General features: G+C 49.1%; 10 protein-coding genes. 2 read left to right on the top strand and 8 right to left on the bottom strand.

The window, feature by feature from the left end; all coding sequences use genetic code 11:
- Positions 1-10: 10 nt before the first annotated feature.
- The 5 genes from ABLV12_RS16135 to ABLV12_RS16115 form a co-directional block, all read right to left on the bottom strand.
- Positions 11-694 (bottom strand): fimbria/pilus periplasmic chaperone, encoded by a 684-nt coding sequence (locus ABLV12_RS16135; RefSeq protein ID WP_160886966.1) that lies wholly within the window; start codon positions 692-694, stop codon positions 11-13.
- Between the two features lie 84 nt (positions 695-778).
- Positions 779-1,321 (bottom strand): fimbrial protein BcfA, encoded by a 543-nt coding sequence (locus tag ABLV12_RS16130; RefSeq protein ID WP_004108376.1) that lies wholly within the window; start codon positions 1,319-1,321, stop codon positions 779-781.
- A 417-nt stretch (positions 1,322-1,738) separates the two neighbouring features.
- The gene (locus tag ABLV12_RS16125; protein ID WP_348867153.1) at positions 1,739-2,455 is read right to left on the bottom strand and encodes a helix-turn-helix domain-containing protein; all 717 of its coding nucleotides are present in this window, start codon (positions 2,453-2,455) and stop codon (positions 1,739-1,741) included.
- Positions 2,456-2,766: 311 nt separating this feature from the next.
- Positions 2,767-5,826, bottom strand: a complete 3,060-nt coding sequence (locus ABLV12_RS16120; RefSeq protein WP_335270605.1) for a chitinase — start codon at positions 5,824-5,826, stop codon at positions 2,767-2,769.
- 91 nt (positions 5,827-5,917) lie between these two features.
- Positions 5,918-8,032 (bottom strand): glycosyl hydrolase family 18 protein, encoded by a 2,115-nt coding sequence (locus ABLV12_RS16115; protein WP_348867152.1) that lies wholly within the window; start codon positions 8,030-8,032, stop codon positions 5,918-5,920.
- A 389-nt stretch (positions 8,033-8,421) separates the two neighbouring features.
- Between ABLV12_RS16115 and ABLV12_RS16110 the strand changes: the two genes are divergently transcribed.
- Entirely contained in the window at positions 8,422-8,865 is a 444-nt protein-coding gene (locus ABLV12_RS16110) for a transcriptional regulator (RefSeq protein ID WP_004108388.1), read from the top strand.
- A 16-nt stretch (positions 8,866-8,881) separates the two neighbouring features.
- Positions 8,882-9,415, top strand: coding sequence for a glycoside hydrolase family 108 protein (locus ABLV12_RS16105; protein WP_004110420.1), 534 nt, complete (start codon positions 8,882-8,884; stop codon positions 9,413-9,415).
- A gap of 76 nt (positions 9,416-9,491) precedes the next feature.
- Here the strand turns inward: ABLV12_RS16105 and ABLV12_RS16100 are convergent, their stop codons facing one another.
- The 3 genes from ABLV12_RS16100 to dnaJ form a co-directional block, all read right to left on the bottom strand.
- Entirely contained in the window at positions 9,492-9,839 is a 348-nt protein-coding gene (locus ABLV12_RS16100; RefSeq protein ID WP_004108395.1) for a phage holin family protein, read from the bottom strand.
- Positions 9,840-9,963: 124 nt separating this feature from the next.
- Complete coding sequence (locus tag ABLV12_RS16095) at positions 9,964-10,911, bottom strand: LysR family transcriptional regulator (RefSeq protein WP_004110417.1); 948 nt, start codon at positions 10,909-10,911, stop codon at positions 9,964-9,966.
- 166 nt (positions 10,912-11,077) lie between these two features.
- Complete coding sequence (gene dnaJ / locus ABLV12_RS16090; RefSeq protein WP_004108399.1) at positions 11,078-12,211, bottom strand: molecular chaperone DnaJ; 1,134 nt, start codon at positions 12,209-12,211, stop codon at positions 11,078-11,080.
- Positions 12,212-12,273 lie beyond the last annotated feature (62 nt).

Below are 12,273 nucleotides of genomic sequence, written 5' to 3'. Positions count from 1 at the left end.
TTTCTGCACGCTAAGATTGGCTCTGGCAGGTTTGTACAGGCGTGGTCGCACCAAAATCATTGACGGTCTGGAAGGTTACCCGGCTTTCGCTGCTCGGCAACGTCAGCTCGCTTTTTGGCGCGACCATGGCATTCGGCAGTTTTCGGCTTCCAGCATGTATTTCAACCAGAGAGACATAGTAGGGCGACGGATTGGTAACGATTAATCGACCGTTTTGGCTATGGCAGCGCAGCATCGCAGGCGCATTTGCGGAAGGAACGGACAAATCCGCAGGACGAATAAAAAGTTTAATGACGCTTTGGGTCGCAATTTGCAATGAATTATTCGCCAGCCTGGTTTTATCGACCGAGGGGATCGCTTTGCTATTGAGATAGAACACGCTTTCCCGGTCGGTGGGCAAAGACGGACCGATGTACATAATTCGCAGGGTGTTCTCTTTTTTCGGCTGAATCACGAACAGCGGCGGGGTAATAATAAAATCAGAGCTCCGGCTACCATCAGCATTGGCAACCCAGGACTGAATCAGGAAAACGTTGTTCTCCGAGGAGTTAATAACCGGCAGAGAGACCTGCTTGCTTTCCTGCGGATAGATAACGCGGGTTGATCCCAGAGCAATACCGCCCGCGTGCGCCTGGTTTATTATTCCAGCGATAGCCAGTAACAGCGATAGAAATTGAATTGTTCTTTTAAGCATTTTCTAAGTAAATAAACGATTTTGGGCGCAACACAAATAGCGTTTCCTCCGTGCAAGATGCACGGAGGAATACCTGAAAAGAAATCAGGAGTACACCATACTAAAGGTGGCGGTAGCAGAGACGTTACCGGCAACTACAGCGCCGGTGGCGATATAATCGACGCTCAGCGGAACCACGTTTTCACCATCAATTAACGTTACGGTGCCAGAAGTATCGCCAATATTGAGCGGCTGGCCGTCCGGACCATACAGCTGCAGAGCGACGTTGGTAGCCGCACCAGCACCTGCGGTGTTGGCAAGGGAGCCGGCCAGCGTACCGTCCTGCTGACCGTTAAAAATAACTGCGGCTTCCTGGCTTACCGTGGTATCGCAATCTTCCAGTTTGATCGAGAAATCTTCTTTTTGATTCGCAACCATGCCGGCGGCCGTTAATTTGCTGGCACGAACCTGGCTTAAGGTGACCGTTTGATCAACGGAGTCAGCAGAAACAGAACAGGCGGCATTAACAACCTGGCCAACAAAATTAACAGTGCCACCAGAAACGGTCGCCGTATCCGCAAAAGCGGAAGTCATCATGCCGCCTGCAGAAATAGCAGTCACCATCATGGCTAATAGATGCTTTTTCATATAATCCCTTTTAAATTTAATAAAAACCCAGTGTTATAGTTTGATAAATATCAGACATTGGTGGACAAGGGCTTTCGCTCAGGCCAGCCTGACGACTCCTGGTTTTATATGCTACAGGAAGACACTCACGTCATTAATATGAGATAACTTACTGACCAGTAATCGCCTCACTCAAATAAACACTCTGACATTAGTTAATTATTATAAAAGGTATAAACAGTTGCAATCATCACCTGCTGTTTTTATAGGACTACAGGTAACCTCATGTTTTAAAAGAACTATAGTTATGAGATACACCCTATGCCATCAGGACTATTGACTTTTTAATTAATACATGAATGCACGAAAGACAACCGTTCGTAATACTTTTTAAAAGGTGTTTAATTGATGTAAAAAAACACCTTTTATGCAACATCGTTAATAGGCCGTCGGTAATTTCTTCATGTCTAATAAACGACCGCCATCGATACTAATATAACCCCCTTTCTTAAGTTCAGAGAGAAGTTTCATCGTACGGCTACGGGATATGCCCGTTCGTCTTTGAATAAAATTAAGGACGTTAATGCTTTGTCGGTATTCGCTGGCATAAGCCCAAAGCTCGATTAATAATGCGCGTACCTTCAGATAAGAATCCACGCCAACCAGCTCCCGATCCCGTACGCTCATCACCATCAGACGATAGGCAAGTATTCGTGCGACATCGTGCCACAGATCGCACTCATCGACGGTCTTAATAAAGTCGGGCAAAGAAACCGCACGTCCGCTGCACTCGGTTTCGGCCACCAGAAAGTGCTCCGGTCGGGTCGGAACATCGTAGGTCACCCCGTAGCTGTCAACTAATCCGACAATAGAGGGCGCAAAAGCGGAACATACATGAAGTCCGCTGCCGCAGCGGCAAAATGAAAAAATTCCGGACTGCAGAAGAACTATTTTACTTTCTCCGGAAGAATTCAGTAAAAACTCATCGCCAGGATTTAAATTAAAAGGCCTTCCAAAAGACCATAATGCAGAGAAGAGCGCATCAAGCGCTGCATGTGGTTTAGCCTGCTGGGAAAATAAATATGAGTGCAAGGTATTCTCATTATCGTTTTCAGCAATGTCAACTTTCATTTTTTCATTAAAAACCATAATCATAGGTCAACCCAACATATACTTAATGAAAGGTGTCTTCAATTAATTATAAATAAAACCACCTGGTAGTATATCTGTACCAAACCCGCACAAATACGCAATACTTAGCACGATGAGTAAATTCTTAATAAAAATATCAACAAGCTCAATCAAACCTCAAAACATAATATTAACAGGGAAATAAAATCACAAATGAAACTATTTCTCGGAAAATAAAAAACCTCATAAAAAATAGTGATTCAGAATATTAAACTCTCTGAATCACTATGAACAAGACGATTTTTCTTCACTAAACAGCAGGGAAAGAGGTGTTATTAACTAAAATATTTTGGCGCTGAGTAATATTCCACCATTTTTTCTGCCAGCCAACCGCCATCTTCACCGTTAGAGTGAATCGTCGTAATACTTACCGTTGAGCCTCCGCCCCAAAGTACCGAGAAAACGTTATAATCAGGAAGATTTAACGCCTGCATCTGCCCCCAGTCGTAGCCATTATCCTGGCGTAAAAAGTCACCGACTGTCGCTACGCCATAAGTCGCGCTATTCACCGTCGTATTTAACAGATCCGAAGCGATGGTATTAAGATCGCTGCCAATACGCGCATCGCCCATAAAGAAGCTTCCGCCCGACGCGTAGTGCGCGGCGGCAATTTTACTGTTGCCTTCGTCTACGGTTGGCATATGGCCCCCCGGGATTTGCCATAGCATAGCCGGTTTATGCAGGTCTTTAGCCGCTTGTTTTACCATCCCTAAATAATTAAACCAGCAGGTTGCGTTCCAGCCATAGTGCGCTAATGCATCCGGGCTAAAGCAATCGCGTTCAAATTTATCAAAGGCGATAAAATCTGGCGCATACTCACCGCTATACACTCCCAGCTCATTGATAAAGCTGGCTATCGCTGTCCCCTGGGCCACAGGATCGGCATTTGCTCTGAGTACCCAGTCTGCCGTTCCCGTCGCCCAGACGTTGGTCTGCCAGCCGAAGGCCACGTCCGGCGCAAACTGGCGCACAATATAGTTAATCGCCTGGACATAACCATAAAGATCGTTAGAAAACGTCGGCAACAGCGGCGCGCTGAATCCCGGAAGAGCAGGCAAAGCGTTAATCGCCGCCGCCAGCTGGACGTTAACCTGTACGCTATTCGCTTTACGTACCGCGGTATAGCCGTACGGCTCCTGCTGTATCGCGCCAAGGAAATCCGGATTCAGCACAAAGGTGGCGGGAACGGCGTGCTGGTCGTCCTTCCAGGACTGCGCCGCAAGACACTGGGTGATGAAGTTACCAAAGTGGTTACGTAACCGCTGTCCGTCCTGAAGATCCGAGAGCGCGCTGCCGCCGCTGGCGTTAGCGGTATAAACCACCATGACCGGCATCACGGAGCGTCCCGCCTCTTTTTCAATCTCACGCACCAGCGGAACGGTTTTGTGAATCGGCAGCGAGTCATAATCAAGGAAGCCGTCACCGTTTTTATCCACTTCCGCCGCCGGTATCGGGTCGCCGCCGCCGTCAAAACCATCATATTTAAACAGGGCGCTAAAAGGGACGTCGCGATATAGCGATACGGTATCCGCGGCATTCACCGTCACCCCGCCGTGGGCAAGATAGTCCGGCCAGCCTTTAACCTGCAGTGGAACGCCCTGCACAAACTCGAGCGTAATGTGATTGACGCTTTTCAGCAGCCGCAGCGGCGCATCCTGTTCACAGCGCCACGGTGTACCGGCGACGTAAACATCGGGAGTCTCAACGCTATACTGTCCGGGAGCCAGATGCATCGCCAGCGTTTGCAGACGGGCATCGCTCTCCAGCATCACGGTATATTGATATTGCCCGCAGCAGAACCGATAGCGCTGAGGCGATACGCCCTCAGGTAAACCTAGTATCGTCACCTGAACTTCGACAAAATCATGACTATCAACCCCGGTCTGCTGGAAGCCGATGCTCACCTCTTTCACCTGGCCCTGCTCAGGGGTAAAAATCGTCGGTCGGGCGGGATGGCTAATCATCTGATTATTGATTACCGTCGACTGTAAGCCAATCTCGTAGCAGTGACCGGCGATAAGCCGATCCACCAGCTGTATTTGGTTGACGGGCATCGTCAGGGTTCTTTCGCATACCCCAGATTCCGACCACAGCTCAACCACCATTTCCGCGCCGGCAAACTCAGGGGCATCGACGATAAGACGTACTGAAGCAAACTGTACCGGCGCCTGATACGCGACCTGACAGGTCTGGCAGTCAGATCCGCCAGCCAGCTTCAGCCTGAACGTCGATTCAACGGGTACGATCTGCATATCATCATTACTCAGTTCCAGCACAGCGATCGTGTACTCACCCGCGCTAAGATCGCTGATGGTCAGCGTCTCTCCCCACTCGCCTGCAAAGCGTCGTGAAGTCGCATCCGGATAGAACAGGTCGATCGTCGGCTTCAGGGTGGTGTTTTGTTTTAACGAAGGGAACTGAATATTGATCTTGCCCTGACGGCCTGGGTCGTGCGCGAGGATTGCCGTTAAGCCGCTCATAGTGACCGGAGTTTGGGTAGCGGAAAGATAGAACTGCAGCTCAGCGCTTGCGCCGCCCTTTAGCCAGAATTGCCCATCATTATTTATCGTAATCGTGTTCTTTTCGATTGGCCAACCGCCGTCGCTGCCCAACGTTACGGGCTTGTTGCCGAGCAAAGATCCGCTGAACGCGCTGTAAGGATCGGGATGCGCGCTGGCGGTAAACTGCAGCTTAAGTTGGTTAAGGTCGATAGCCTGGGCATAGAGGTTGGTCAGCGTCAGAGTCACCCGTTGATACCAGCTGGTCGTGCTCAGCGGGCTTGCGACAACAGTCATTCCCTCTCCTTCCACAACCGCATCATCGCCCTGCTCTTCAGGCTCAGGAGCCATCTCATCCGTACCCTCATCGTCAGGGATAATCTCTTCCGGTACAGGCGCGACATCATCAGTTTGATCATCGACGGGGGCTTCAGGTTCCGGCTGCCCCTCGTCCGCAGATTCATCAGCGCTATCATCTTGCGCAGATGAGGCCAGGGTTAAGCTAAAAGTTGAGATTTTGACCGGTACCTGAGTGGCGGCAAAGCTGAAGAATAACGTGCCGCTTTCACCGGGCTGCAGCAGCAGCGGTTGGCTGTTATTAATAATGATTTCATTGACGTCGAGGGCTCCCTGCGTTTTACCGCTCAAGGTGAGGGGCATATCCCCTTTAAGCGTACCGCCAAAATTGCCCCACGGATCCTGATGTCCGGACCCGGTAAAACCAATGGCCGCATGATTGATATCCACGGCGCTGTTATTTTCATTGGTGATGGTTAAGGTGATTTTTTGATACCAGCTGTTCACATCGATCTGGCTGTTTTTAATCGAGACCGTCATTGACAAAATTCCTCATTCCCTGGTGGAAAAAAGCCCCGGTAAACCGGGGCTTGCATTTTTTAGCCCACTATTTTTCGCTTAACGAAAAGGATCAGTAAGCACCAAGGTCAGTCCATGCCTGGCCCGCAGCGCAGTTCAGATCCGGCTGGTCGCCCTGAGACCACCATTTCACCTGGTAGTTATGGCCTTTCCAGCTGACGGTTTCAAAGGTACCCCAGTTGCCGCCATAAACGGTGCTGGCATCCCAAAGCGGGTAAGGCATCGTCGCGTCATCCGTGGAAGTGTCATCTTCCGCAGGCGTGGTGTCTTCTTCCGGTTCGACAGGCTCTACCGGAACTACGGTATCGTCCTCTTCAGGCTCAGGCTGCACCTGAGACGCCGACGGAACGACAACCAGCACATAACGCTGCTGGGAAGAAGGCTCGCCCCAGGCATCACGAACGAACAGGGTGAACTGGAAGTTGGTGTTAACGGTCACTTCCGGAACGACGAACTCGATGACAGCACTGGTCTTGTCTGCCACGCTGATTTCAGAAGGAACGCCCCAGCTCCAGGTAATCTCGTCTTTATCTTCATCAGAGGAACCTTCACCAGAGAGCTGTACGGTAGAACCGCCCACAACGCGCAGTTCAATGGCAGCCTTCGGCGCGTGGTTGATCGCCGGTTCAGGCTGAACGCTATCGTCATCCTGTTCATCTGCCGGGTCGACGTTGATGCCTTCGAAATAGAACGGTTCCATATCGATAACTTCAGAGGCCATTTCATAGCCCAGACCTTCACGCGCGGCGTTCACCAGCACGCCGTTGTCCTGGTCGATAGTCCAGGTGAACATTCCTCCGAGCCCCAACTTCGCGGCGTACTCGCCCTTGGCTTTAACAGAACGCGGCGTGTCCAGAGACATGAACAGTTTGCTTTCCGGGTTGTAGAGGTAATCCGCATTGGCCACCTGGTCGGTATAGACGTTGAAACCGTTGCGGCCTTTCTGGTTTTCCAGGTCCAGGTAGTTATAAATAACGTCATACCATTCGGTGGTACCGGATTCGAAGGTACCGGTGGTAGTACCGGTACCCGGGTTATAGGAGCCTTTCAGCGGAGACAGAGATTCCAGCTCAACGCTGCGGCCATTGCGGGTATAACCGGCATAGCCAATGTTAATGCGGTCTGCCGGGAAGCCTTCGGCCAGCAGATGGTCGACGATGGTATTGACCGCCCAGCCGCCTTCTTCCAGCGCGTTCAGGTTGGTGTGATGGGTCAGGGTTTCCGCCCACGGCGTACCGAAGAAGTCATAGGTCATCACGTTGATGCCGTACAGACCGGCCTGCAGCAGCGCTTTCACGTTGGAGTAATCGAAGGTCTTCACTACCGCGGAGCTGGCAATGGAGATTTTGACGTTGCTCAGACCGGCGGAATCCAGCTGCTTACGCAGCTCGCCGATCAGCAGCGCATAGTTTTCGCCGTCTTCCGGGCCGTAAGGGTTGCCCGCGCCTTCCGCGTTCGGGTATTCCCAGTCGATATCCACTTCGCTGAACATCGGGAACTGTTTGAACAGTTTTACCACGCCTTTCGCGAAGGTTTTACGGGCGGAATCAGAAGCTGCGGTTTCGTGGAAGCCGTTACTCATGGTCCAGCCGCCGATGCTCATGGACAGCACCAGATCGTGACCCTGCTGCTTCGCTTTAGCCTGCAGATCGCGCAGGCCGCCGAGCAGACCTTTGGCATTCGCCTGAGTGACGGTTTTCGGATCGACGTCCCAGCCGCTGACGGAGTGGCCAACGTTAACGTAGGACTGGAAATCGCCCCACGGGTCGAGGAAGGTCGGCTCATATTTAACTTTTCCGCACTGCTCGGCGCCTTCGGCAACCACATCGCGGTACATCCCATCCACTTTATGGAAGCCGGTGACGCCGACGAAACCGACGATGATTTTGTCGTAAGCGGTAGGCGCAACGTTGGTCAGATCGTAACCGCGACCACGGTTATCTTTCGAATCATCTCCCTGCAGGCGACCATCATACTGGGACCAGTCGGTGTAGTAGCCGAATACTTTGGGCTTAGCCGTGGAAGACTTGTACTGGTTATATACCGGCTTCGCGACGCGAGCAGAAGTATAGCTGTATGCGCTGACTTCTTTCGCTGGGTTAAAGCCGTCTGCGGCGTTGCTGGTTTCGGTCAGCGTATCGCCCTGAATCAGTTTGCTAGTAGCCATTATTAATTTCCTTTTAAGCTTGAAAAATTGTCGCAGTTCGTTCTGCCGGACCAATAATTCAATGCTTACGAGACAATGGCTAATCACATAACATCATGTTTTCAACATCTCATTCACGCTATTTTATGCGAGAAAAATGATGGCGGTAATTCTTAAATCATCAGCGGATATACGTATCTCAGCAAAATCATGGCGAAAACATCAGCAGCACATTAAATCTCATTTATCAGTGGGTTAAATATCATTTACTTTACATGAGATTATGTGATTAAGCTCTCATCATCAAATGACATTAGAATAATACGAATGACAAGTAATAGATTAAGCCAATTCTCGTACAATATATTGAACCCACGCAATCAGGATCTATATATCTAAAGGACGACAACATGAAAACTTATCTCATCAATGATAATTGCGTTTACAACGAAGGAAAGTATGAGCTGAGAACCACCTCAAACTCACAGGTCATTAAAATGACGGCAATGAGGGCGAAGTGCCTGAGCTTCATCATCGAAAATGCAAATATGGATATTATTGAACGGCAAAAAATAACTTCAGAATTATGGGGAAGCCGTAGTCACTTTGTGAATGACGCAAATTTAACGCAAATACTCTACTTAATCAGAAGAGATCTGAAGTCCCTTGGGATAAATGACCTGTTTATCACCATCCCAAGACAGGGCATTCAGGTTAATAAAGAAATTCCTATTAAAGCCATGGAGAGCGAAAAGAAAGGAACAAAACGACAGGTGTTCAGAAAGACGCTGGCAGCATTAACCACCGTATTTTCTGTCACCCTCGGCACGGTGATGTACCTGCACATTCATTAATTCAAGGAAATGAAAAATGAACCCGATTATTGATGGTATTTTAGTAATGGAAGGCGGCTATACCAACAATCCTAAAGATAAAGGTGGAGCCACCAACTGGGGGATCACTGAGGCAACGGCCCGAGCTCATGGTTATACAGGAGAGATGATCAACCTGACGCGAGCTGAAGCATTTTCTATCCTCGAAGAGGATTACTGGATCAAACCCGGATTTGAGCAGATCTCAACTATATCCTGGCCCATTTCTTTCGAACTCTGCGATGCCGCAGTCAATATTGGCCCCCACTATCCTTGCGTCTGGCTACAGCGCTGGCTCAACGCGCTAAACCGGGAAGAAAAAAGTTACCAGGATATCAAAACCGATGGCAAAATTGGCCCTCGGACCCTCTCCGCTCTCAATCACTTTCTGGCCTTAAGGGGCAAACAGGGTGAAGAAGTGCTGATAAAAGCGCTCAACTGCAGCCAGGGAGCCTACTATCTGGATATCACAGAAAAAAACAAAGGTAATGAAGAGTTTATTTATGGCTGGATGAAGGCCAGAATCACCTAAGATCATCGTGGCAATACAGCTAATAAAAGACTCAGGGACGAGACTTTTATTAGCATAAATATAGACTGGACATCACTTAATGAATTTTTGCATTTTCCAGAGCCTTTTTAATCTTCTCGCCAAGAATTTTCAAAATCGGCCCTGCAAATACCCCGCCAAGCCCCGCGGCGAGCAACACCATATTAAAACTAAGCTCTTTTTCAATCGCCACGGCGCTGAGCAAAAAACTGGTAAAACAGGAAACCACAACCTGGGTTAAACAGTGCATGATGCCCTTATGGGAATGATCATCACCTTCTTGCTTATCACGCCGGATAAGGTAGCTAACAAACCCGCCCCAAGCTCCGATAGCAATAATGGTGATAAAAATTTCGACTTCCAGCAAAACGACTTCCGTTGTCGCCAAATGATTTGGAATAGACATAGAACACTCCTTGATGAAGGCGTACAAAATGGTACCCAATAAGTGTAAAGAGGTTAGCTATTTACCAGTAATCAAAGAGCATCAAACCAAACCATATTAACTATATCGTTTGAAGTGATACTCCTCAGCGACGAAATGATGACAGAGTGTGTAACATGGAAACAATTTCATTTATCACTGATATATTTTTACTGTTTCTGTTCCATGATGCATAAATCTGTATAGATTTAAAAGTAAGTTCCGGTGGCGGTTGCACAAACTTAATATCATATTTACGCTGATTCTTATAGAATAGCGCCAACTTCAACGGCATTAAGGCTATGAATGAAGTACGTTCAATCATACTCATTAAGCCATTAAGGGAGTCGCTACGATAGCCAATAATACGTGAGCCTTTATAATAAAGATCATCTTTAAAAAGACCCTTATCATTAATAATCATCGGGGAGTGCATGCCCGGCTGATACATCGCATGACGGGAGGAATAGAAATGATGTAATGAAAGATGAGGCAAGGTACTTAAGATATGATTACTGGCAAAAATGCAGACAAAGCTTTTGAAGCTATCGATCAGTTGATTATCAATCCCGGGGACGTTCAACGGCTCGGTACCAATCAGAACATCACATTCTGCTGTAAGCAGTAGCTCCGTCATCATCTCACGAGAGAGATTTCTTGATGAATAATGGTTGAGTAATACTCGTTCAAAGATATCTCCGGCATAAAGCTGTGAGAGATAGTAAGCCTCAACGATATCACCGCCTAAAATAGTCAGCCGGGCATCACGACTCCCTTTATGCTCGGGAATAAAGGTACTATTTATCAGTTCCATAACCTGACGGAAATTTTGATGGATCTCGATCGCTTTAGCGGTGGGTAACAGGCCATCTTTACCACGGATAAACAACTCTTCCTGATAATAGCTCTGTAAACGGCGAAGCGCCAACGAGACCGCCGCCGGAGTGATACCAAGTTTTTTTGCTGCTTTGGCAGCATTTCCAGCTGAAATAACAGCGTCAAGGGTCTTGATTAAATTGTAATCAAAATCCTTGTTGGCACCTTTCGATCCCATCCGCTGTCAGCCTCTAAAAACGAAAAAAGCAATATAGATAATACTCAAAATAAATCAATTCTTAGCCCTTATAAATAATAGGTTAATTAAAAAGATAGGGCTGCGGATAGAAAAAAGCCTGAACGCGAAGGCCCAGGCTTAGTGGAAGACTGAAAATGAAATGCAATTAGCGGGTCAAATCATCGAAAAATTTCTTCACGCCATCGAAGAAACTTTTGGAGCGCGGGCTATTCTTTTCACCCGTTGGGCCACCAAAGCTTTCCTGCAGATCTTTCAGCAGCTGCTTTTGTTTATCGTTCAGACCAACCGGCGTTTCGACCACCACGCGGCATAGCAGATCGCCCTGCGCGCCGCCGCGAACGGACTTCACGCCTTTACCGCGCATCCGGAACAGCTTACCTGTCTGCGTCTCGCCCGGTATTTTAAGATTTACACGACCGTCCAGCGTCGGGACTTCGATTTCACCGCCGAGAGCAGCCATAGTGAAGTTGATCGGTACTTCACAGTACAGATTATTTCCTTCACGCTCGAAAATGGCGTGCTGCTTAACCTGAACCTGAACATACAGATCGCCTGCCGGTGCGCCATGCTCGCCGGCTTCACCTTCACCTGCCAGACGAATACGGTCGCCGGTATCAACGCCCGCCGGGATTTTAACCGACAGCGTTTTCGTTTTCTCGACGCGGCCATGACCGTGACATTTATTGCACGGATCTTTGATCAGCGTACCGCGTCCCTGACAGTGCGGACAGGTCTGCTGAACGGCGAAGAAGCCCTGGCGCATCTGAACCTGGCCTGCCCCGTGGCAGGTCGGACAGGTCTGCGGCTGGCTGCCCGCTTTGGCGCCGCTGCCGTGACAAACGTCGCACTCTTCCAGAGTCGGGATACGGATCTCTTTCGTTACGCCGCGAACGGCTTCTTCGAGCGTAAGATCCATGTTATAGCGCAGGTCTGAACCGCGCGATGCGCGCTGACGACCACGTCCGCCGCCGAAAATATCGCCGAAAACATCGCCAAAGATATCGCTGAAATCCGCGCCGCCGCCAAAACCGCCGCCGCCGCCCATACCGCCCTGCTCAAACGCAGCATGGCCGTACTGATCGTAAGCTGCACGCTTCTGGGCATCAGTCAGGATTTCATACGCTTCTTTGATTTCTTTAAACTTTGATTCTGCCTCTTTATCGCCCTGGTTGCGGTCCGGGTGATACTTCATGGCCAGGCGCTTGTACGCCTTTTTGATTTCACGCTCTTCCGCTGTTTTGGAAACGCCTAAAATCTCGTAATAGTCTTGCTTTGCCATTGGTGTTTTTCAGCCCCTTAACATGCGTGCACGGGCGGAGAGGAAACCTCTTCGCCCGTGCC

The sequence above is a fragment of the Klebsiella sp. CN_Kp100 genome, assembly GCF_040065315.1.
In the GTDB taxonomy this organism is placed as follows: Bacteria; Pseudomonadota; Gammaproteobacteria; order Enterobacterales; family Enterobacteriaceae; genus Klebsiella; species Klebsiella oxytoca.
The sequence above is the reverse complement of the archived record's forward strand: the minus strand, read 5'-3'. Positions and strand labels throughout refer to the sequence as shown.

Coding starts and splice junctions, on each gene's coding strand:
- ABLV12_RS16135 (WP_160886966.1), bottom strand. CDS start 694: ATGCTTAAAAGAACAATTCAATTTCTATCGCTGTTACTGGCTATCGCT.
- ABLV12_RS16130 (WP_004108376.1), bottom strand. CDS start 1,321: ATGAAAAAGCATCTATTAGCCATGATGGTGACTGCTATTTCTGCAGGC.
- ABLV12_RS16125 (WP_348867153.1), bottom strand. CDS start 2,455: ATGATTATGGTTTTTAATGAAAAAATGAAAGTTGACATTGCTGAAAAC.
- ABLV12_RS16120 (WP_335270605.1), bottom strand. CDS start 5,826: ATGACGGTCTCGATTAAAAACAGCCAGATCGATGTGAACAGCTGGTAT.
- ABLV12_RS16115 (WP_348867152.1), bottom strand. CDS start 8,032: ATGGCTACTAGCAAACTGATTCAGGGCGATACGCTGACCGAAACCAGC.
- ABLV12_RS16110 (WP_004108388.1), top strand. CDS start 8,422: ATGAAAACTTATCTCATCAATGATAATTGCGTTTACAACGAAGGAAAG.
- ABLV12_RS16105 (WP_004110420.1), top strand. CDS start 8,882: ATGAACCCGATTATTGATGGTATTTTAGTAATGGAAGGCGGCTATACC.
- ABLV12_RS16100 (WP_004108395.1), bottom strand. CDS start 9,839: ATGTCTATTCCAAATCATTTGGCGACAACGGAAGTCGTTTTGCTGGAA.
- ABLV12_RS16095 (WP_004110417.1), bottom strand. CDS start 10,911: ATGGGATCGAAAGGTGCCAACAAGGATTTTGATTACAATTTAATCAAG.
- dnaJ (WP_004108399.1), bottom strand. CDS start 12,211: ATGGCAAAGCAAGACTATTACGAGATTTTAGGCGTTTCCAAAACAGCG.